Source organism: Marinobacter sp. AN1 (genome assembly GCF_026013985.1).
GTDB lineage: Bacteria > Pseudomonadota > Gammaproteobacteria > Pseudomonadales > Oleiphilaceae > Marinobacter > Marinobacter segnicrescens.
This window is the reverse complement of record NZ_CP110342.1, coordinates 3,784,248-3,802,327: the sequence shown is the minus strand read 5'-3', so window position 1 is coordinate 3,802,327 and position 18,080 is coordinate 3,784,248. Positions and strand designations below refer to the sequence as shown.

Sequence of the window (18,080 nt, the reverse complement as noted above, 5' to 3'; positions counted from 1 at the left end):
ATCAGATTTAGTCGACTCCTGTAAACCCCTTCCTCAGGCCCTCTTGGCCACGGGCCCACCCAGCACAGCCTCTGTGTGCTGGTAAAGAATATCCATCTCGTCCTTCAGTCCCGGCACACCAGCCAGTTCTTTCTGCTCTTCCAGGATATCGTGGAGGATATCCTTGGTGGTCAGCGGATTGGCCAGGACCACCCGGAACACAATGCAGGGGAAGTGGCCATAGCGGGCCGGCTCCAGCCGGGTCCGGGAGACAAACGCCTTGCCCCGCTCCCGCTGGGTTTTCTGGATGAACTTGGTGACCCGGTTCAGGCTCATGTTGATGCGTTCGGCCTGTTCCGGGCTCGCCGCAGCCAGGGCCTGCTGCACCCGGGCGGGAGCATAGCGGTAAGTGAGAATGTTCAGTTCCGGTTCGGTGACCAGTTCGAAGTCCGGCTCCTCCCGGATCATGTCCGCAAAGGTGCGGGCCTTCTCGATACCCTGATTGATCAGTATCTCGTAGCCTTCCCGCGCCAGGATCTTCAGGCCTGAGTGGATCAGCATGGCCATGCCCGGACGGGAGCCTTCAAGGGTGGTGCTACCCAGGTCCCGGGATCCCTTGCGGATGATGTACTGGGCGTGGTGTTCCACCGCGCTGGCCATGGTGGGGTCGCGGAACACGACAAGGCCTACCCCCATGGGTACGTAGAGCTGTTTATGGGCATCGAAGGTGACCGAGTCGGCTTTCTCGATGCCCCGCATCAGGTGCGAATGCTGACGAGAGAAGAGGGTCGGCCCACCCCAGGCGGCGTCCACGTGGAAGTGTGCGCCGAACTCCCGGGCGACGTCCGACATGGCTTCCAGCGGGTCGACGTTGCCGGTCTCGGTAGTGCCGGCGATACCGCAAATGGCCATAATCTTGACCTTCTGGCGCTGGAGTTCCAGGCACTTGTCCCGCAGGGCGTCGATCTGGATGCGGTTCTCGTCATCGGTGTCGATGGGGATCAGGGCGTCGCGGCCCAGGCCCAGTACATCGGCGGCCTTGCGCAGGGAATAGTGGCCCCGGCGGGAAACCAGGATGGCGATGCCTTCGTGGCCATAGTATTTGAGCGCCCGGAACAGACCTTCCTGGTGCAGGCCACGGAAACTGCCTTCCGCCGGGAATGCCCGGTTGCGGGCGACCCACAGGGCGGTCAGGTTGGCTATGGTGCCGCCCGAGCACATGGCGCCCAGGGCATGGCGGGGGTCGTGCATCCACTTGCGATAGTAGGCACCATCCTGCTGGTACACCAGCCGGTGAATCATTCCGAGCACCTGGCGCTCCATGGGCGTAAAGGCCTTGGAGGTTTCGGTTTTCACCAGGTTCTGGTTCAGGGCGATCATGATCTTGGACAGCGGCAGCATGAAATAGGGCAGCGCCGAGGTCATGTGCCCGATAAAGCTGGGGGAGGCGGTGTGGACCGAGTTGGCGACCAGCTTGTCCAGCAGGAACTGGGCCTGCTCGGAAACGAAGATGGGTTTTTCCGGGATGGCCGAATCGGCGAAGTACTTCTCCACTTCGCTGAGGTCACGTTCAACCGCGACAATATGTTCCTGCAGGAAACCGGTAAGGTTGCCCGAGATATTCTGGTCGATCCGGCTCAGGGTGGATTCGGGGGCCTCGGGTACGGTAAATACCCGGTACATGGCCTCTACCGACGCCTGGGCTGACTTTTTCTTACCGGTCATACGCGCCACACAGTCAGTGGGATCCCCGGGGCGGTTCCTGATGCCCGGCGAATTCAGCGGAACAATCAACAGGGGTTAGAGTCCTCAACCCCTGTGCGGAACAGGCCCTGCGCTTCGTGGCAGGGTGCTGTCAGTCCGTGTTCAGGGCCGCGTAGTATACGGCGTGATACGGCGACTTGCCAAGCGAGCGTCTGCTCGATGGATGTCGCGGCCGTTAATTAAGACGGCTCAAAGCAGTTCCCGGTGGACCTCCAGAACCGGGGCGTCAATGCGCTGTTCGATGGCTTTCTCTACCTGGTCCAGACGGGCGGTCAGCTGCTGTGAGGTACCGCCGATTGCGACAATCGTCCAGACAGCACTGTCCAGAGCCTCCAAATCGCCGGTCTCGGCCACGGCCAGGTCCGGCTCCTTGCCCCAGATGGCTCGCATGGGAGTGAAAGCCTTGCGCTTGGCCTTCAGGTCCTCAACCCCATACAACTGGAACTGCAGGGTGACAACACCGATATGGGGGGTAATGGTGGCAGGCGCGGGTTCCCGCGCCGCCAGCAGTTGCCGGAACTTCTCAGACATGGGGGGTGGCCCTTTCGATAATGGCGCGGGCGTCTATACCGGCAGGCAAGGCGCCAATGTTGTGCATGCCCTGGCCTGCAATCCGTGATCCACAGTACGCGTCTGCCACTGCAGCGGGAGCGTTGCGTATCAGTAGTGATGCCTGCAGGGATACCGCCAGCCGATCCACCAGGTCCCTTGCCTGGAAGGCGATCTGCTGGGGGTTACCTATGGCAGCGCCGAAATCCTGTTGTAGCTGGTTGACGAAAGCGTCAAAGCGCTGGTCACTGCCTACGGCCAGGTTCACTTCCGCCATGAAGGCATCCAGGCTTTCCGGTGATTTCTGCAGCGCTCTGAGGGTGTCCAGGCACTGTACGTTGCCGGAGCCCTCCCAGATAGCGTTGACCGGAGATTCCCGGAACAGCCTTGGCATGATGCAGTCCTCCATTACACCGCTGCCGCCAATGCACTCCATGGCCTCATAGGCCTGGTTGGGGGTGCGCTTGCAGATCCAGTACTTGCCCACCGGGGTGGCCAGCCGGAGGAGCAGTTTCTCCTGTTCGTTGTCAGTTGCGTCCAGGGCCCGGCCAACGCGCATGGTCAGGGCCATGGCAGCTTCGCTCTCCACTGCCAGGTCCGCCAGTACGTTCTGCATGAGGGGCTGATCACTCAACCTGGCGCCAAACGCGCTGCGGTGATGACAGTGATGCAGGGCCTGGGCGGTGGCCTGGCGCATACCGGATGAGCTGCCCACCATGCAGTCAAAGCGGGTCATGGCCACCATCTCGATGATGGTGGGCACCCCCCGGCCTTCCTCACCGACCATCCAGCCCAGGGCGCCGCGAAGTTCCGCCTCACTGGAGGCATTGGCCACGTTGCCCATCTTGTTTTTCAGGCGCTGGATCTGCCAGGGGTTCTTGGTGCCATCCGGGCGCCAGCGTGGCATCAGAAAGCAGGACAGCCCTCCCGGGGCCTGGGCGAGTACCAGGAAGGCGTCGCACATGGGGGCGGAAACAAACCACTTGTGCCCTACCAGTTCATAGGCCTGGCCCGGGCCCTCCTTGCCGGTGGGCAGGGCGCGGGTCGTATTTGCCCGAACATCGCTGCCGCCCTGTTTCTCGGTCATGGCCATGCCAATGGTGACGGACTGCTTCTCGCTGTCCGGCACGTTGCGTGGGTCGTAGTCCCGGTGCAGGATCTTCGGCGCCCAGAGTTCTGCCAGTTCGGGTTGCTTCATGATTGAGGGCATTGCCGCGAAGGTCATGGTAACGGGGCAGCCATGGGCGGCCTCCACCTGGGTGTGGAGGTAGTACTTGGCGGCCCGGGCGACGTGGGCACCCTCTCCGGGTTGCTGCCACGGACTGCTGTGCAGCCCGTGTTCCATGGCCAGGCGCATCAGTTCATGGTAGGCCGGGTGGAACCGGACCTCATCGATGCGGTGGCCGAAACGGTCATGGGTGTGGAACGATGGTTTGTTGTCGTTGGCCAGGAACCCGAGTTCAATGGTTTCACGGAGCCCGGCCAGCTTGCCAAAGGCTTCCAGTTCCTGCCGGGCCCAGCTGGCCCCTTCGCGCTCAACAGCCTCTTGCAGAGCCTTGTCCTGAAGGAACAGGTTGTAGTTTTCCAGGGCGGGGGGCTGATTCAGCACCTCATGGGTCTGGGCCAGCCAGGGGTCCGGCTCAAAGAGTGTTCCAGGGGTGTTTGGCTGCTTGGCGTTCATGTCGAGCCTCATCGTTGTATCTGTTTGTATTTGTTGTATAAAAAACCAGAATCTTTGGCGCGCAACTGGCGGTTACAAAAAGTTACAAAAAAGCCGTTGCGGCAAGATAGCGCTGTCATCCAAACACGATTATAAAGACGCCAAGGCGCCCATGCACGCAATGCCTCAGGCGCCGAACAGGAAACGGTAGTCGGCCCCGCCGGTGCGCGTTTCATTGAACACAGGGGGCCATTGTCTTGCACTGACGGTCCCCGGGTCTTCGCTGATGGAGAGTAACCATGAGTGAATTCGACGAAAACAGCCTGGAATCTTCCAGCAGCTGGAACGAATCAGAAGACAACCATTCAGTGGCTGGGCGGGCACGAATCAGGGCCCAGCTGGAGGCGGATATCCAGGCTTTCCTGAGTCAGGGTGGCCAGATCCAGGAAGTGGACACCAGTTTCAGAGTGGACGCTCCCCGTAAGGTGGATGTCGGTTTCAACAACCGCAGCCTGTCATAGAGACCTTCCCGCTACGCTCCGGTTGTGACAACTTCCAGGGCGTAGCGCACTGACCGGTTTGGGGGCGTCCTGCCGGCCTCCCGTTTTGCCGGTCGATTGCCCGTTCCGGGCCTTTCCCTTTTCCTGGCCACACATACCCTCTTATGTTCCGGTTCATCCCCCGGTAACATCCTGACGTGTATGATAGATGGTTAAACAACCCAGTTATGGAGGCATTCCGTGTTTTCACTCCCGAACCGCCATTACCCCCGGACCCGCCTTCGCAGGAACCGCGTGGACGATTTTTCTCGCCGCCTGGTGCGGGAAAACCAGCTCTGTGTGGGTAACCTGATCTACCCGGTCTTTGTGCTGGAAGGGGAGGGGCAACGGGAAGCTGTGCCCTCCATGCCGGGGGTAGAGCGTCTGAGCATCGACCTTCTGCTGGAGCACGCGGAGGAGGTGGTTGCACTGGGTATCCCGGCGTTGGCCCTGTTTCCGGTGGTGCCGGTTGAAAAGAAGGACCTGGAAGGTTCTGGCGCCTGGGACCCGGAAGGCCTGGCGCAGCGTGCCACACGGGCACTCAAGGGGCGCTTCCCGGAGCTGGGTGTGATTACCGATGTGGCTCTCGACCCCTTTACCACCCATGGCCAGGACGGCATTCTCGATGAGAACGGTTATGTGCTGAATGACCGCACCGTGGAAGCCCTGGTGAAGCAGGCATTATCCCATGCCGATGCGGGCGCTGATATGGTGGCGCCCTCGGATATGATGGATGGTCGCATAGCCGGGATCCGTGATGCGCTCGAGGCCGCTGGCCACGTGAACACCCGTATCCTCGCCTATTCCGCCAAGTATGCTTCTTCCTACTATGGTCCGTTCCGGGATGCGGTAGGCTCCGCGGGTAATCTTGGCAAGGGCAGCAAGGAAACCTACCAGATGGACCCTGCCAACAGTGATGAGGCACTGCATGAGGTGGCCATGGACCTGGCTGAAGGCGCTGACATGGTCATGATCAAGCCGGGCATGCCTTACCTGGATATCGTCCGCCGGGTTAAAACAGAATTGCAGGTGCCCACCTTTGTGTACCAGGTCAGTGGTGAATACGCCATGCACATGGCGGCTGCCCAGAATGGCTGGCTGGATGGTGACAAGGTGATGATGGAAAGCCTGGTGGCCATGCGCCGTGCCGGTGCGGACGGTATCCTGACCTATTTTGCGGTGCGGGCAGCGCGCTTGTTGAAGGGGGACTGACATGGCCATGAATCCGGTTCCGGAGGTGAGCAAGGTTGGCGAAGTGGCTGCCGTACCCGAGCCGGTGGAAGTGCCGGAGCAGGTGCTGGACCTCACCGCCCGGGAGAACTACTTCAACCGGGAACTCAGCCACCTGCAGTTCAACTACCGGGTGCTGCAGCAGGCGCTGGATGAGCACCATCCGCTGATAAACCGGCTGATCTTCCTGTGCATTTTCAGTTCCAACATGGACGAATTCTTCGAGATCCGTGTTGCCGGCCTGCGTCAGCAGATGAAGTACGGTCGCGAGATGGTGGGGCCTGACGGCATGTTACCCGAACAGGTGCTGGCGGAAATCAGCCAGGTGGCCCATGCGTACATCAGCGAACAGTACGACATTCTCAACAAGGTGCTGATTCCCGAGATGGAGCAGCAGAATATTCATTTCGTCCGGCGCCGGGACTGGACCCCGGCCCAGGCGGACTGGGTGCGTCAGTACTTCGAGGATGAAATCCTGCCGGTGGTCAATCCCATCGGGCTGGACCCTTCACATCCGTTCCCCCGCCTGGTGAACAAAAGCCTGAACTTTATCGTCGAGCTGGACGGCAAGGATGCCTTCGGTCGCGAGACGGGTATGGCCATTGTGCCGGCGCCCCGCTCCCTGCCGCGACTGGTGCGATTGCCGGACGACGTCTGCGACGGGGGCGACAACCTGGTGTTCCTGTCGTCCATGATCCACGCCCATGCAGACGAGCTGTTCCCGGGTATGGAGATCAAGGGTTGCTATCAGTTCCGCCTGACCCGGAACGCGGACCTCGAGCTGGAAGACGACCTGGAAGACCTGGCCTCGGCTTTGCGGGGCGAGCTGCTCAGTCGTCGCTTTGGTGACGGTGTGCGCCTGGAGGTGGCGGACAACTGCCCGGAGGAGCTGGTCCAGTTCCTGTTGCATCAGTTTGGCCTCACCGAGCGGGATCTCTACAAGGTTCACGGGCCCGTGAACCTGACCCGGCTGATGGCGGTCAGTGGCCTGGTGAATCGGCCTGACCTGACCTATCCGGGCTTCTCTCCGGCATTGCCGAAGCAGATCCGCAACAAGGAAGTGATCTTCGACGCCATCCGCAAGCAGCCCATTCTCATGCTGCACCCCTATGAAAGCTTCACCCCGGTGATCGACTTCCTGCGCCAGGCCGCCAAGGACCCGCAGGTGCTGGCGATCCGCCAGACCCTTTACCGTACCGGCGCGGATTCCGAGATTGTCGAGGCTCTGATGGACGCCGCCCGCCGTGGCAAGGAGGTAACCGCTGTCATTGAGCTGAGGGCCCGTTTTGATGAAGCCGAAAACCTGGAACTGGCCAGTCGCCTGCAAGAAGCTGGCGTGGTGGTGGTCTATGGCGTGGTAGGCTACAAAACCCACGCCAAGATGATCCTGATCGTGCGCCGTGAAGAAGGGCGCCTGAAGCGCTATGTGCACCTGGGTACCGGTAACTACCACGCCGGCAATGCCCGGCTGTACACCGACTACAGTTTCCTGTCTGCCGACGATGCCCTTGGCGATGACGTCAACAAGCTGTTCCAGCAGCTCACTGGCATGGGCAAGGCCCTGAAGATCAAGAAGCTCTTCCATGCACCCTTTACCCTGCACAGGCGTATCATCGAACTGATCGACCGGGAGGCGGAGTATGGTGACAAGGGTCATATCATCTTCAAGTTCAATGCGCTGACCGACCCGGGGGTCATGCTTGCCCTTTACCGGGCCTCCCAGGCTGGGGTAAGGATTGACCTGGTCATCCGGGGCATCTGCTGTCTGCGCCCCGGCGTTCCGGGCTTATCGGAGAACATCCAGGTCCGTTCTATTGTGGGGCGCTTCCTGGAGCACACCCGGGTCTACTGGTTCGGCAATAACGGCAAGCCGGAAGTCTACTGCTCCAGCGCTGACGGCATGGTCCGCAACCTGGTGAACCGGGTTGAGGTGGCGTTCCCGGTGGAGGACAAGGACCTGGTCGCACGACTGAAAGATGACCTTGATGCCTGTTTACGTGACAACTGTCAGAGCTGGGTCTTGCAGCCCGATGGCCGTTACCTGCAAAATCAGCCGGCACCGGGCGAAGAGCGCTTTGCGTCCCAGTTGGTCCTGCTGGAGCGTCTGACGACCAAGTGATCATCCCCGGATTCATCGCCCGCCCGTTAGCGATTCCCCCAGTGCTGCTGTGGAGTCCTCTAGGGAAAGGCGGGCAGGATCAGTAGACAGGGACGTCCGGGTAGCGCGCAGTAGCGCTCACTGGCTCCCTGAGTTGGAGCAAGGAAATGAAAAAAGTATGGATCATTGCCGGCGGCGTGGTTTTGGTGGCAGCCGTTTCTGCCCCATGGGCCGTGGGAAAGCTGACGGAACAGCACTGGCAGTCTGCCACTGAACAATTCAACGCCTCCCAGCCTTATTTCGTGATGGAAACCGAGAGCTATGAGCGGGGCTACCTGGGCTCTGAGGCCCATGGCCAGCTGTTTGCCGTTGACCCGGATACCGGCGAGCGCTATCCCTTGGGCTGGACTGGCGATATCTCCCACGGTGTCACTAGCAGCACCATCGATTTTGACTTCGATTTCGCCGACGATGCTGGCATGGAGGCGGTGTTTCCTGACGAGAAGCCCACCGTTACGGTTACCACCAGTGCCTGGGGATCCTCCCTGGTTGAGCTGAACGTGCCGGCCATCGACTACACCGACGACAGCAGCGGTGAGTCCCTGAATGTTTCGGCAAGCTACGCCACCCTGAACATCAGTGAAGACGGCGAAACCCTGGACGCCAGGATGCAACTGCCCGGCCTGGTGTTGCGTGGGCCCGATGTACGGGTGTCCATGGAAAACCTCAACCTTGACCAACATGCCAGTCTGCTGACAGGCAAGTTGTGGACCGGTGAAGCTACCGTGACCCTGGACAAAGTCTCGGTTACCAGTCGGGATGAGCCTGAGCTGGTACTGGAAAACTGGAAATGGTCAGCAATTCCGATGCCGACAGTGCCGGTGAAAAATTCGGCCTGGCAACAACGCTGACCCTGGACAAGGTTCACTATGGCGACGAAAGTCAGGGCCCCCACACTTTCAGATTCGGTTTGTCCGACGTGAGCGTAGCGGCCTGGAACGACATGCTTGAGGCGGTGAACCAGCTTCAGGCCATGGCCGTCAGTGGCAGTGACAACCCTCAGCAGGCCTTCGAGCAACAGATGCAGGCCACGATGGCGCTCACCGGCAGTATCGAGGCGATGATGGCGGATGGCCTGTCCACCAGTGCCCAACTGGACCTGAGTTCGCCCGATGGTCCGGTGACCGGGCGCCTGGTGATCTCCCACCCGGAACAGGCGGATGGTGAGCCGGTGCCGCTGATGATGATCGCCCGGACCATCGAAGGGGAGATGTCAGTGAAGCTGCCAAGGGCTCTGGCTGATCGTTACCCTGAGCTGGGTGAGGAGCTGATGCCGCTGCTTATCCAGGGCGTTCTGGAGGAAGAGGGCGACTTTTATGTGATGGAAGCCTCTCTGAGCAACATGATGGTGAACCTCAACGGCAACGAGATGCCGTTGCCGGTGCCTGGCATGGGTGCTGGCTTGCCTTCACAGATGTAGGTCAGGTTGCCCCTGAAACAGCAAAGCCGGGCCTTAAGAGGCCCGGCTTTGCTGATGGGCCGGAGGCCTTGTGGACTGCTAGCTCGCGAACTTGGCTTTCAGCGCATCCTGTACCACTGGCGTCACAAACTCTGATACATCGCCTCCGAGGGAGGCGATTTCACGGATCAGGGATGACGAGATATAAGACAGGTGGTTCGAGGGCGTCAGGAAGACGCTCTCCACCTCCGGTGCCAGGTGGCGGTTCATATCTGCCAGCTGGAACTCATACTCGAAGTCAGAAACCGCCCGCAGGCCCCTCAACAGTACGGTGGCCTTCTGCTGCCGGACAAAGTCGGCCAGCAGGTTGTCAAAGCCTACCACCCGAATATTGTCCAGGTGTGCCGTGGACTGTTCCGCCAGTTTGACCCGCTCTTCCAGGGTAAACAGGGGGTTTTTCTTGGAGCTGTAGGCAACGGCGATTACCACTTCATCAAACAGCCGCCTGGCGCGCTCCACCAGATCGATATGGCCATTGGTGATGGGGTCGAAGGTTCCCGGGTAAATAACCGTTGTCATTGATGTTACTCCTTGCTCATCTCAGGGGCTGATAATTGTGGTTTGGTACGTCAAATAAGCCGACGCATACACTAGCGAATAAAGAATCGATAGACCAGCTTGTGCAAGGCTCCGCCGTGGGGCGGATAAATCAGCTTGCCGCTGTTGATCTTCTGTTTGCTGAATACCGCCCGGGCATGGGAGAAGGTGAGGAAGCCCTCTTTGCCGTGATAATGACCCATGCCGGAGTCGCCAATGCCCCCGAAGGGCAGGTCATCCTGGGCTACATGCATCAGTGCGTCATTAATGCAGACGCCACCCGAATGGGTGCCCGCCAGCAGGCGCTTCTGCTCATCCCGGTCGTAGCCAAAGTAGTACAGGGCCAGCGGCCTGGGGCGACGGTTGATAAAGTCCATGGCATCTTCCAGCCCCTTGCTGGCCACTATCGGCAACAGCGGCCCGAAAATCTCGTCCTGCATCACTTTCATGTCTTCGGTGGGGTTGAGCAGCAGGGTGACGGGCATCTTGCGACAGCCGTCCTCGAAATGCTCTTCGGCGGGATTGATCTCGATGACCTGGGCGCCCTTGCTGCGGGCATCTGCCAGGTAGTCCTGTAATCGCCGGTACTGGCGCTCGTTGATGATGCCGGTGTAGTCCGGATTGTCCCGCAGGGTGGGATACATCCGCGCCATGGCATCCTGGAAAGCATCCACAAAGGCCGTGATTCGGTCTGACGGACACAGCACGTAATCCGGTGCCACGCAGGTCTGGCCTGCATTGAGAGCTTTGCCGAAGGCAATGCGCTCGGCGGCATCCTCCACCGGAACGTCACCGGATACAATAGCCGGTGACTTGCCCCCCAGCTCCAGGGTCACGGGCGTCAGGTTTTCCGAGGCGGCTTTCATGACCAGGCGGCCTACCGTGGTGGAGCCGGTGAACAACAGGTGGTCAAAGGGGCGTGCAGAGAAATCCGCGGCGACGTCAGCCTCGCCATTGATGATCGCTACCAGGTCACGGGGGAAGGTGGCCTCCACCAGGTTGGCAAGCAGGGCCGAGGTATGGGGGGTGAATTCCGACATCTTGATCATGGCCCGGTTACCTGCAGCGATTGCTGCCACCAGCGGCCCGACCGCCAGGTAAAGCGGATAGTTCCAGGGCACGATAATGCCAACCACGCCCTTGGGCTGGTAATAAACCTTGTTACTGGCCGGCTGGAAAAGCATGGACACATGCCGTCGTTCCGGCTGCATCCAGCCCTTGAGGTGTTTCATGGCGTAATTGATGCCCTCCACCGAGGGAATGACCTCGGCGATCAGGGTCTCGTCCCGGGAGCGGCCGTTGAAATCCTTGTCGATGGCCTCGCAGAACTGCTCCTGGTGTGCCAGCAGCGCTTTTTTCAGGCGCTGCAGGTTGTCGAGGCGTTCGCCCAGTGATGGCAGGGGGTTACGGCTGAAGGCCTGCTTCTGCTCCGCCAGTACCCGGGCGGTAAGCTGGATCTGCTTTTTGCTCTCGCTCAGGGGAACAACGGTTGCGGTCATATCCAATTCCTCGGGTAAAGGGAACTTTCAGGTGAAAGTTTGATCATAGTCAATGCCGGTGCCAACGGACTCGCCGGTGAGACTCAGGTCTCAGTACGTCGCAAACCCTGACGATTCCCGACCGGGAAAACCGGTCGGGTTTTTTTATGTCGGGCGCTCAGTCATCCTGCCCGGATTCAAGCCAGTCTGTCAGCCCCTTGCGGCATTCTTCCAGCCCGGTCTTGCTGGTGGCCGAGAACATGATCAGGTGCTCCAGGCACTGATTGTCCTTCAGGGCCTTGCGGATCCCCAGCATAGCCGTTTTCGCCTGGCCGAACTTCAGTTTGTCCGCCTTGGTAGCGAGAATCATCAGCGGCAGGTTGTTATGTTCGCACCATTCCACCATCATCTGGTCAAAGTCGGTCAGCGGGTGGCGAATGTCCATCACCAGTACCAGTCCTGCCAGGCTGCGCCGCTCGGTGAGATAGTGGCTCAGGTGCTGTTGCCAGTCATCCTTCATATCCCGGGAAACCTTGGCGTAACCATAGCCGGGCAGGTCCACCAGCCGGCAGTTTTCCCGGTTCAGGGAAAAGAAGTTGATCAGCCGGGTGCGCCCCGGGGTCTTGCTGGTCCGGGCCAGCTTGCCATTGGTGGTGATGCAGTTGATGGCGCTGGACTTGCCGGCATTGGACCGGCCGGCGAAGGCGACCTCACGCCCGGCGTCTGGCGGACAGTCCTGCAGCCGTGCAGCACTGACCAGAAAGCGGGCGCTGTTGAACGAAATCGGTTTGGGTGCTTCGGATGTCACAGAGAATTCCTGAATGGCGAGGATGTCGGTTTCATGGTCCTGGCGAGAGCCGATGGACAGCGGGTTGACCTGAGACAGGCCCATGGCATTTATTCATTGGCTCCTTAATGTATAATGCTACACCAATTTCCGGACAGTGCGCAGGTTACTACTGCCAATGCCCCGATAATCGTGGCTTTTCCAGTTCTGCCGGCGGCACAAAGAATAACGTTTCTGATGAGAGATAAGCGGAGCGAGCATGAAGAAACTGATCGCAGGTGTGGTTCTCGGCGTGGGCCTCTCTATGACGGCTCACGGTGCGGGAGATCCTGAAGCTGGTGAGACCCAGGCCGCTGCGTGTGCGGCCTGTCATGGACAGGCAGGTACCGCTCCGGTAATGGGCGTCTACCCGAAAATCGCCGGTTTGGGGGAGACTTACCTCTATAACCAGTTGCTGGCTATCCGGGATGGGAACCGCGAAATCCCCGAGATGATCGGTCAGCTGGATGGCAAGTCGGATCAGGACCTGCAGGACCTGGCGGCCTACTTCAACCAGGAAGACATGCCCCTTGGCCAGGCTGATCCGGAGCTGGTCGACCTTGGTGGATCGCTGTATCGTGGCGGTAACCTGGCCTCTGGCGTGGCCGCCTGTGCCGCTTGTCACAACCCGCAGGGCAAGGGTAACGAGCCTGCTGGCTACCCGCACCTGGGTGGGCAGAACGCAGAGTATGTGGTCAAGACCCTGAAAGCCTACCGTAACGGCGAGCGTGGTGGTTACCAGTCGCAGATCATGACGGATATCGCATCCAGGCTGACCGACGAGGAAATCGAGGCCGTGGCCAGCTACATCTCCGGCCTGAACTGATTCCTGTCAGTCTGACAGTGTTTCCGGAAGCCCGCTTCGTGCGGGCTTTTGCGTTTTTGGCATCCTGTCAGCACGGTAACGCCGTCACGACTGGATACCGGAAGCAGGCCTGGGACATAATCCCGGGTGAACCTTTTGCCGACGCCCCTGTCTTTTCGGGGTAGAGTCCAAATCACAACCAGAACGAATCCAGAGGTATATCCATGGGAATTTTCCGACACCTGACCACGGGCGTTATCGCCGCCACCATTGCCTTTTCCGCGTCTGCCCAGGACCAGTGGGAAGAGGGCAAGCACTACCAGCGCCTGCCCAGTGAGGTGAGTGCCTCCTCCGCTGAGGGTATCGAAGTGGCTGAGGTGTTCTGGTATGGCTGTGGTTATTGTCTGGAGTTCGAGCCCCATGTGCAGGCCTGGAAGGAGAATATGGGTGAGGACATCAACTTTGTTTATCTCCCTGCACCCATGAATCGGGCGGCGGCGGAGCATGCCAAGGCGTTTTATGCGGTGGAAGCGCTGGATGCCCGTGAAAAGACCCACGATGCGTTCTACCAGGCGCTGGCCGCTGAGCGCCAGGACCTGTCGAGTGCCTCCGATCTGGCCGACTTTGTCGCTGAGTACGGTGTTGACCGTGAAGCCTTCCTCAAGGCTTTCAACGGCTTTGGCGTAAAGGCCCAGACCCAGCGGGCCATGTCGGTGCTGCGTGGGGCCCAGGTACGGGGCACCCCTACCGTTCTGGTGGCCGGAAAGTATCGTACCTCACCGAGTATGGCTGGTGGCTATGAGGAAGCGCTGGCGGTAGTAGACTACCTTGTAGAGAAGGAGCGTGGTGAAGGCGCTCAATAAACTGGCAGCCGGTGTAAGGGCGTTTTGCCCGGAGCCGGCCATTGGCAGAAGGCTGGAATGTACAGAAGGCTGAAACAGGGGTTTGCTGATCGCACTGGCCGGGCTGCTCCATCGCGGGGTGCCTGCTCGGGTATGGATCATGTGCCGGACTTCGAGCCTGGTCACCACATCCGGCTGCTGACCTTCAATATCCAGGTGGGTATCAATACCGCCTCCTACCACCATTACCTGACCCGTAGCTGGCAGCATGTGCTGCCGCACCGGGGGCGCATCGAGAACCTGGACCGCATAGCCTCCCTGCTGCGCAACTACGACGTGGTAGCGTTACAGGAGTGTGACGGCGGTAGTCTGCGCAGCGGCTACATCAACCAGGTGCAGTACCTGGCCGAGGCCGCGGGCATTCCTTACTGGCACCAGCAACTCAATCGTAATCTCGGGCCGGTGGCCCAGCACAGCAATGGTCTGCTGAGCCGGTTCCGGCCGCTGGATGTTACCGAGCACCGCCTGCCGGGTCTGTTGCCTGGCCGTGGTGCTATTATTGCCCGTTACGGAGATGCGGATGATCCGCTGGTGCTGGTCATCATGCACCTGTCCCTGAGCAAGGCCGGGCAGGCCCGCCAGCTGGCCTATATCCATGAGCTGATTGCCGATTACCGGCACGTGGTCCTGATGGGGGACCTGAACAACCATGCCGACGAGCTGCTGACCAATACCCCCCTGAAGCACGCCAACCTGGTGCCGCTGCCGGCAACCGCCCACAGCTTTCCCAGCTGGCGGCCGGAGCGGGCGCTGGACCACATCCTGGTCAGCCCCAGCCTGGAAATCCGCAACTCGGAAGTGGTGAGCTATCCGCTATCCGATCACCTGCCCATCGCCATGGATATTGCCTTGCCCAAGGGGTACCTGGAAACGTTCTGAGTCGGACAGGGCGCTGTCGAGCGGCCACAAAAAAACCCGGCCATGGCCGGGTTTTTCGGTAAGCAGCGATCTTATTTGATCTTCGCTTCCTTGTACGCAACGTGCTTGCGGACAACCGGATCGTATTTCTTGATCTCAATCTTTTCCGGAGTGTTACGCTTGTTCTTCTTGGTCGTGTAGTAGTGACCAGTACCTGCTGATGAAACCAGCTTGATTTTCTCGCGCATGATGCGGCTCCTTATACTTTCTCGCCGCGGGCACGAAGATCGGCCAGCACAGCGTCAATGCCTTTTTTATCGATGATGCGCATGCCCTTGGTGGATACGCGCAGCTTCACGAAGCGTTTCTCGGACTCGACCCAGAAGCGATGGCTCTGCAGGTTGGGCAGAAAGCGACGCTTGTTGTGGTTCATAGCGTGAGAAACGTTGTTACCGGTTACCGGCCGCTTACCGGTTACCTGACAGACTCTGGACATGTTTGCCTCCGACCTGAGCTTGGGTCCTGAATACGAATTCGTTTTTAAGGAAGCCTCTGAAGCTGATCCTTCACAGAGGTTCCTGTCATCGGGTCTCTGGTTGCTTTACGTGTCTGCAGTGCGCACGGTGCTCGCCAGACGCCGCCAGAAAGGGACGCTTTTATACCAGAACGGGGGGGCTAACGCAAAAGATTGTTGGGAAATTGTGCAGTTTCCGGTTCGGCTACATCAGTCCCCGCTCGGCCAGTGAAATAATTTCGCCATGCCCTACAACCATATGATCCAGCACCCGAATATCCACCAGGCCCAGCGCATCCTTGAGGCGGCGGGTCAGGGAGATGTCCGCCTGGCTGGGTTCGGCAATCCCTGATGGGTGGTTGTGGGCAAAGATAACCGCTGCGGCATTATAGTCAAGCGCCTGGCGCACCACTTCCCGAGGGTAGACTGCCGCGCCATCAATGGTGCCCCGGAACATCTCCTGGTAACGGATTACCCGGTGTCGGTTGTCCAGGAACAGGCCGGCAAACACCTCATGGGGCTGGGTGCCAAGCCTGGCGCCCAGATAGCGCCGGGTGTCCTCCGGCGAGGTCAGCGGGTCACCGTGGCGCACCGGCTCGTCCATGACCCGCCGCGCCATCTCCATGGCGGCCTGCACCTGTGCATACTTGGCGGTGCCCAGCCCGCGAACCCGGCAAAAACTGTTGTGTGAGGCGGTCATCAGGCCTCGCAGGCTGCCGAACTCTTCCAGCAGGTGCCGGGCCATGGCCATGACTGGCATACCGGCGGTCCCGGTACGCAGGAATATGGCGAGCAGTTCGGTATCAGACAGGCTTTCGGCACCGTGGGCCAGCAGCCGCTCCCGGGGGCGCTCGTCCCGGGGCCATTGGGGTCGTGTGGTTGTATCCATCCTGGATCCTTGTGGGTGCTTCCTGCATTCATCAGTGGTCGCCGGGACATCTCCCGGGAGCCGCGGCCAAAACCGCAAGAATCTTAGCACGACCGACCCACTGTCGGGGAAGTGTCGGCAATGCTATCTTATAGCCCTTTGACCGGACACGGGTATTACGGAGACATCATGGCCAGACCGAACATCCTGCTGGGCATCACCGGCGGTATTGCTGCCTACAAGAGCGCGGAACTGGTGCGGTTACTCAGAAAAGCCGACTACCCGGTACGGGTGGTGATGACCCGGGGCGCGGAGGCCTTCGTTGCCCCGATGACCTTCCAGGCCCTCAGTGGCGAGCCCGTGCGCAGTTCCCTGCTGGACCCGGAAGCCGAGGCCGGCATGGGTCATATCGAGCTGGCCAAGTGGGCGGACCTGGTGGTGGTGGCACCAGCGTCAGCGGATTTCATGGCGCGGCTGGCCCATGGCCTGGCCGATGACCTGCTGGCTACCGTTTGCTGCGCCACCGAGGCTCCTATCGCCCTGGCTCCTGCCATGAACCAGGCCATGTGGGGCAATTACCGTTCGCAGCGTAACGTTCACTTGCTGGAGGAAGACCCCCAGATCACCCTTTGGGGCCCGGACCAGGGCAGCCAGGCCTGTGGCGATACCGGGCCAGGGCGGATGCTCGAGCCTCAGACCCTGTTCGGCCTGATCAATCAGTTTGAACCATCGGTGACTGTCGATTCCGGTCCCCTGGCCGGGCGCCGGGTAGTCATCACCGCCGGCCCAACCCGGGAGCCTATTGACCCGGTTCGTTACATCAGCAACCACAGTTCCGGCAAGATGGGATATGCCATCGCAGAAGCCGCCCATGCCGCTGGTGCGACGGTGACGTTGGTCAGCGGCCCGGTAAGCTTGCCGGAACCATCAGGTGTGGAAGTGGTGCCGGTTCAGACCGCCGAAGACATGTTGCGGGCGAGCAGTGCAGAAGTGGACAAGGGTGCGGATATCTTTATCGCCACCGCCGCCGTGGCGGATTACCGGCCATCCGCTATGGCAGACCAGAAAATGAAGAAGTCTTCAGAGACCCTGTCCCTGGAGTTGGTGCGTAATCCGGATACCCTCGCCACCATTGCCGCCCGGAGCGATGCGCCGTTTACCGTAGGGTTTGCGGCAGAGACCAATGACGTCGCTGCCTACGCCACGGACAAGATGAAACGCAAAAAGCTGGCCATGATAGTGGCCAACGATGTGTCTGCGCCGGGTATCGGGTTCAACAGCGACCAGAATGCTGTCACGGTATTCTGGTCCGGGGGGCAGCGTGCCATCGGCCCCGCCCCGAAGAGTGAGGTCGCCAGGGAGCTGGTTGCCCTGATAGCCGAGCGGATGCCCGCCCAACCCTGAAACTGCCCTGAGGAATAGAAGTATGAGTCATCAGCCCGTGCAGATGCGCATCCTGGATGAGCGTATCGGCCAGGATATCCCCATGCCTACGTACGCCACCGACGGTTCCGCCGGACTGGACCTGAGGGCCTGCCTGGAAGGGCCGGTGACCCTGGCGCCGGGGGAGTCAATGCTCATTCCCACCGGGCTTTCCATCTATATCGAGGATAACACCCTCGCCGCCATGATCCTGCCTCGCAGTGGATTGGGTCACAAACACGGTATCGTGCTGGGCAACCTGGTCGGACTGATCGATTCAGACTACCAGGGTGAACTGATGGTTTCCTGCTGGAACCGCGGCAGTACTGCGTTCACCGTGAATGTCGGTGAGCGTATCGCACAGTTGGTGCTGGTGCCGGTCGTGCAGGCGCAGTTCGATATTGTAGACGAGTTCCATGCCAGCGGACGCGGCGAAGGCGGCTTCGGCTCCACCGGACGACACTGATAAAGTTTCCAATACGCCAAATGTGTCATTAACGAATTCATGTAACCATCTATACTGACAGCCATT

The 18,080-nt window shown here is 60.1% G+C and carries 19 protein-coding genes; 10 read left to right on the top strand and 9 right to left on the bottom strand.

Annotated features, from left to right (window positions below):
• Positions 1–33 precede the first annotated feature (33 nt).
• The 3 genes from panP to LJ360_RS17550 all read right to left on the bottom strand — a co-directional run bounded on the left by panP (position 34) and on the right by LJ360_RS17550 (position 3,973).
• Positions 34–1,704, bottom strand: coding sequence for a pyridoxal-dependent aspartate 1-decarboxylase PanP (gene panP, locus LJ360_RS17560; RefSeq protein WP_091853231.1), 1,671 nt, complete (start codon positions 1,702–1,704; stop codon positions 34–36).
• A gap of 228 nt (positions 1,705–1,932) precedes the next feature.
• Positions 1,933–2,274, bottom strand: a complete 342-nt coding sequence (locus LJ360_RS17555) for a DUF503 domain-containing protein (protein WP_091853229.1) — start codon at positions 2,272–2,274, stop codon at positions 1,933–1,935.
• On the bottom strand, positions 2,267–3,973 hold the full coding sequence (locus tag LJ360_RS17550) for an isovaleryl-CoA dehydrogenase (protein ID WP_091853287.1): 1,707 nt from the start codon (positions 3,971–3,973) through the stop codon (positions 2,267–2,269). The genes LJ360_RS17555 and LJ360_RS17550 overlap by 8 nt, the downstream gene beginning before the upstream one ends.
• A gap of 278 nt (positions 3,974–4,251) precedes the next feature.
• Here LJ360_RS17550 and LJ360_RS17545 point away from each other — a divergent pair, with 278 nt between their 5' ends.
• The 5 genes from LJ360_RS17545 to LJ360_RS17525 all read left to right on the top strand — a co-directional run bounded on the left by LJ360_RS17545 (position 4,252) and on the right by LJ360_RS17525 (position 9,299).
• Complete coding sequence (locus tag LJ360_RS17545) at positions 4,252–4,473, top strand: hypothetical protein (protein WP_091853227.1); 222 nt, start codon at positions 4,252–4,254, stop codon at positions 4,471–4,473.
• A gap of 219 nt (positions 4,474–4,692) precedes the next feature.
• On the top strand, positions 4,693–5,703 hold the full coding sequence (hemB, locus tag LJ360_RS17540; RefSeq protein WP_264994573.1) for a porphobilinogen synthase: 1,011 nt from the start codon (positions 4,693–4,695) through the stop codon (positions 5,701–5,703).
• Between the two features lie 7 nt (positions 5,704–5,710).
• Entirely contained in the window at positions 5,711–7,840 is a 2,130-nt protein-coding gene (gene ppk1 / locus LJ360_RS17535) for a polyphosphate kinase 1 (RefSeq protein WP_091853285.1), read from the top strand.
• Positions 7,841–7,986: 146 nt separating this feature from the next.
• Positions 7,987–8,730 carry a YdgA family protein gene (locus tag LJ360_RS17530; protein ID WP_264994572.1) on the top strand — a complete coding sequence of 248 codons (744 nt, stop codon included), beginning with the start codon at positions 7,987–7,989 and terminating at the stop codon, positions 8,728–8,730.
• On the top strand, positions 8,670–9,299 hold the full coding sequence (locus tag LJ360_RS17525) for a YdgA family protein (RefSeq protein WP_264994570.1): 630 nt from the start codon (positions 8,670–8,672) through the stop codon (positions 9,297–9,299). Before LJ360_RS17530 ends, LJ360_RS17525 begins: the two co-directional genes overlap by 61 nt.
• A 78-nt stretch (positions 9,300–9,377) precedes the next feature.
• On the opposite strand, the gene coaD is transcribed toward LJ360_RS17525, so the two are convergent.
• The 3 genes from coaD to yihA form a co-directional block, all read right to left on the bottom strand.
• Positions 9,378–9,857, bottom strand: coding sequence for a pantetheine-phosphate adenylyltransferase (coaD, locus tag LJ360_RS17520; protein WP_091853222.1), 480 nt, complete (start codon positions 9,855–9,857; stop codon positions 9,378–9,380).
• A 71-nt stretch (positions 9,858–9,928) separates the two neighbouring features.
• A complete protein-coding gene (locus LJ360_RS17515) occupies positions 9,929–11,374 on the bottom strand; it encodes a coniferyl aldehyde dehydrogenase (protein ID WP_264994569.1) in 1,446 nt (481 codons plus the stop codon).
• 157 nt (positions 11,375–11,531) lie between these two features.
• Positions 11,532–12,245, bottom strand: coding sequence for a ribosome biogenesis GTP-binding protein YihA/YsxC (gene yihA / locus LJ360_RS17510; RefSeq protein ID WP_091853220.1), 714 nt, complete (start codon positions 12,243–12,245; stop codon positions 11,532–11,534).
• Between the two features lie 154 nt (positions 12,246–12,399).
• Here yihA and LJ360_RS17505 point away from each other — a divergent pair, with 154 nt between their 5' ends.
• From LJ360_RS17505 to LJ360_RS17495, 3 genes are all read left to right on the top strand, one after another.
• Positions 12,400–13,005, top strand: coding sequence for a c-type cytochrome (locus tag LJ360_RS17505; protein ID WP_264994567.1), 606 nt, complete (start codon positions 12,400–12,402; stop codon positions 13,003–13,005).
• A 203-nt stretch (positions 13,006–13,208) separates the two neighbouring features.
• Complete coding sequence (locus tag LJ360_RS17500; RefSeq protein WP_264994566.1) at positions 13,209–13,847, top strand: thiol:disulfide interchange protein DsbA/DsbL; 639 nt, start codon at positions 13,209–13,211, stop codon at positions 13,845–13,847.
• A 57-nt stretch (positions 13,848–13,904) separates the two neighbouring features.
• Positions 13,905–14,765, top strand: coding sequence for an endonuclease/exonuclease/phosphatase family protein (locus LJ360_RS17495; RefSeq protein WP_264994565.1), 861 nt, complete (start codon positions 13,905–13,907; stop codon positions 14,763–14,765).
• 71 nt (positions 14,766–14,836) lie between these two features.
• Here LJ360_RS17495 and rpmG read toward each other — a convergent pair whose 3' ends face one another.
• From rpmG to radC, 3 genes are all read right to left on the bottom strand, one after another.
• Positions 14,837–14,992 (bottom strand): 50S ribosomal protein L33, encoded by a 156-nt coding sequence (gene rpmG, locus LJ360_RS17490; protein WP_091853212.1) that lies wholly within the window; start codon positions 14,990–14,992, stop codon positions 14,837–14,839.
• Positions 14,993–15,003: 11 nt separating this feature from the next.
• Positions 15,004–15,240 (bottom strand): 50S ribosomal protein L28, encoded by a 237-nt coding sequence (gene rpmB, locus LJ360_RS17485; RefSeq protein WP_091853210.1) that lies wholly within the window; start codon positions 15,238–15,240, stop codon positions 15,004–15,006.
• A 223-nt stretch (positions 15,241–15,463) separates the two neighbouring features.
• Positions 15,464–16,147: a RadC family protein gene (radC, locus tag LJ360_RS17480; protein WP_091853208.1), complete on the bottom strand. Its 684-nt coding sequence runs from the start codon at positions 16,145–16,147 to the stop codon at positions 15,464–15,466.
• Positions 16,148–16,315: 168 nt separating this feature from the next.
• Between radC and coaBC the strand changes: the two genes are divergently transcribed.
• Together coaBC and dut are read left to right on the top strand one after the other, a co-directional pair.
• Complete coding sequence (gene coaBC, locus LJ360_RS17475) at positions 16,316–17,530, top strand: bifunctional phosphopantothenoylcysteine decarboxylase/phosphopantothenate--cysteine ligase CoaBC (RefSeq protein ID WP_264994561.1); 1,215 nt, start codon at positions 16,316–16,318, stop codon at positions 17,528–17,530.
• 22 nt (positions 17,531–17,552) lie between these two features.
• Positions 17,553–18,014, top strand: a complete 462-nt coding sequence (gene dut, locus LJ360_RS17470; RefSeq protein WP_091853204.1) for a dUTP diphosphatase — start codon at positions 17,553–17,555, stop codon at positions 18,012–18,014.
• Positions 18,015–18,080: the final 66 nt, after the last annotated feature.

Excerpts from the sequence above, each read along its gene's own strand:
- dut (WP_091853204.1), top strand. The coding sequence starts at position 17,553 with ATGAGTCATCAGCCCGTGCAGATGCGCATCCTGGATGAGCGTATCGGC.
- rpmB (WP_091853210.1), bottom strand. The coding sequence starts at position 15,240 with ATGTCCAGAGTCTGTCAGGTAACCGGTAAGCGGCCGGTAACCGGTAAC.
- LJ360_RS17550 (WP_091853287.1), bottom strand. The coding sequence starts at position 3,973 with ATGAACGCCAAGCAGCCAAACACCCCTGGAACACTCTTTGAGCCGGAC.
- panP (WP_091853231.1), bottom strand. The coding sequence starts at position 1,704 with ATGACCGGTAAGAAAAAGTCAGCCCAGGCGTCGGTAGAGGCCATGTAC.
- LJ360_RS17500 (WP_264994566.1), top strand. The coding sequence starts at position 13,209 with ATGGGAATTTTCCGACACCTGACCACGGGCGTTATCGCCGCCACCATT.
- LJ360_RS17525 (WP_264994570.1), top strand. The coding sequence starts at position 8,670 with ATGGTCAGCAATTCCGATGCCGACAGTGCCGGTGAAAAATTCGGCCTG.
- yihA (WP_091853220.1), bottom strand. The coding sequence starts at position 12,245 with ATGGGCCTGTCTCAGGTCAACCCGCTGTCCATCGGCTCTCGCCAGGAC.
- LJ360_RS17545 (WP_091853227.1), top strand. The coding sequence starts at position 4,252 with ATGAGTGAATTCGACGAAAACAGCCTGGAATCTTCCAGCAGCTGGAAC.
- LJ360_RS17530 (WP_264994572.1), top strand. The coding sequence starts at position 7,987 with ATGAAAAAAGTATGGATCATTGCCGGCGGCGTGGTTTTGGTGGCAGCC.
- coaD (WP_091853222.1), bottom strand. The coding sequence starts at position 9,857 with ATGACAACGGTTATTTACCCGGGAACCTTCGACCCCATCACCAATGGC.
- LJ360_RS17555 (WP_091853229.1), bottom strand. The coding sequence starts at position 2,274 with ATGTCTGAGAAGTTCCGGCAACTGCTGGCGGCGCGGGAACCCGCGCCT.
- radC (WP_091853208.1), bottom strand. The coding sequence starts at position 16,147 with ATGGATACAACCACACGACCCCAATGGCCCCGGGACGAGCGCCCCCGG.
- ppk1 (WP_091853285.1), top strand. The coding sequence starts at position 5,711 with ATGAATCCGGTTCCGGAGGTGAGCAAGGTTGGCGAAGTGGCTGCCGTA.
- LJ360_RS17495 (WP_264994565.1), top strand. The coding sequence starts at position 13,905 with ATGTACAGAAGGCTGAAACAGGGGTTTGCTGATCGCACTGGCCGGGCT.
- LJ360_RS17515 (WP_264994569.1), bottom strand. The coding sequence starts at position 11,374 with ATGACCGCAACCGTTGTTCCCCTGAGCGAGAGCAAAAAGCAGATCCAG.
- rpmG (WP_091853212.1), bottom strand. The coding sequence starts at position 14,992 with ATGCGCGAGAAAATCAAGCTGGTTTCATCAGCAGGTACTGGTCACTAC.
- coaBC (WP_264994561.1), top strand. The coding sequence starts at position 16,316 with ATGGCCAGACCGAACATCCTGCTGGGCATCACCGGCGGTATTGCTGCC.
- LJ360_RS17505 (WP_264994567.1), top strand. The coding sequence starts at position 12,400 with ATGAAGAAACTGATCGCAGGTGTGGTTCTCGGCGTGGGCCTCTCTATG.